This window comes from Acidovorax sp. Q11 (assembly GCF_054950075.1).
Window position 1 is genome coordinate 1 of the sequence record NZ_JBUDZG010000077.1, and the last position, 1,495, is coordinate 1,495.

The 1,495-nt window shown below is 62.6% G+C and carries 1 protein-coding gene; it reads left to right on the forward strand.

All coding sequences use genetic code 11. From position 1 onward, the window contains the following. Positions 1-617 precede the first annotated feature (617 nt). Positions 618-1,495 (forward strand): IS110 family RNA-guided transposase (locus tag ACYZGB_RS22730; protein ID WP_462391255.1); only part of this gene is annotated, 878 nt, incomplete at its 3' end.

Below are 1,495 nucleotides of genomic sequence, written 5' to 3' on the forward strand. Positions count from 1 at the left end.
CGCCCTGAACACCAACGTTGGCGTTCTTCGCGGTTTCCTCCCCCGAGGCTTGTGCGACACCTGCCCTTAGGTCGGGGGCGATCGTCGCTCGGGGGTGTTCCGGGCAGGTATCTCACAACCCTAAACAGAAGCCGCCGGTCAACTCAAATGAAAGCGGCCCCTTGCCGCAGCGTGTCCGTGTCGACTGCCATGTTATGCGTCATGCCGGAACCTCGGCCAGGACTGCTCCAGTAGACGCGAGCACGTAGCGGCCGACAACTCCTGGACAGGGGTGAATGTCGAGCCAGACAACGTCATCCGGACCGCATTGCACAAGGGCATTGACCAAATCCTCAGTTGCACGGACTACTCCATCTCGCGGATGCGTAAGGCCATCGCGATGTATTTCCAAACGCAGCCGCATGATCTTAAAGAGCTCGCCGGCTCGCGTTGCGCTCCGCTCGGAATTCATGACGTATAACGTTCGAGGTAAGGGGCGGCTTGCGGCTTGCGGCTTGCGGCTTGCCGCAAGACGTCCCCTTGACTGATGGGATGGACTCCCCCGTTTGTTTGCGCGAGATTGGCGCACTGGTCTTCATTGGCGTGGGGATCAGGTCTTCAAACGAAAGGAGTCCGACATGCATGCTACTACCGTGGCCGTCGACTTGGCCAAATCCGTTTTCCAGATCGCCGTTGCCGATGACCAATGGCGCATCATCGAAACCCAGCGCCTGACCCGCTCGCAGTTCGAGCGCTGGTTCGTCAACCGCTCGGTCGGCCTGGTCGTCATGGAAGCCTGCGGCTCGGCCCACCACTGGGCGCGTTGGCTCAACTCGTTGGGCATTGAGGTTCGTTTGTTGCCCGCCCAGTACGTTCGTGCCTATGTGAGGCGCAACAAGACCGACGCCACGGATGCGGCTGCCTTGCTCGAAGCAGCCCGTGCCTGCGATATTCGCCCCGTGCGTGTGAAGTCAGTGGAGCAACAGGCTTTGCAGGGGCTGCACCGCATCCGCTCCCTGTGGATGGGCACCCGCACCTCGCGCATCAATGCCCTGCGGGGGTTCTGTCGGGAGTTCGGCATCGCTGTTCCTGTAGGTGCGCGCACGGGCATCGAAGTCATCGGCCGCGTGTTGGCCGACCCACAGTCGGCTGTGCCTGAGCTGATCCGCCACACGGCTTCGCAATTGCTCGAAGAGATCCGTCTGCTGGAAGCGCGCATCGCCCAGGTGGAGAGACAACTGAGCCAGGCTGCCAGGCAAAGCCCGGCCTGCACGCTGCTGCTGTCGATACCCGGCATTGGACTGCTCAGCGCCACAGCCTTGGTGGCAGCCACCTCGGGCGATGTGACGCACTTCCAAGACGCACGCCACTTCTCCAGCTGGTTCGGTTTAACGCCCCGCGAGTACAGCTCGGGCGGCAGCCGCTACCTGGGGCGCATCTCCAAGAAAGGCGACCGCTACCTGCGCATGCTGCTCACGCACGGCGCGCGCAGTGTGCTGCGAGCGGCCAAGGTGGC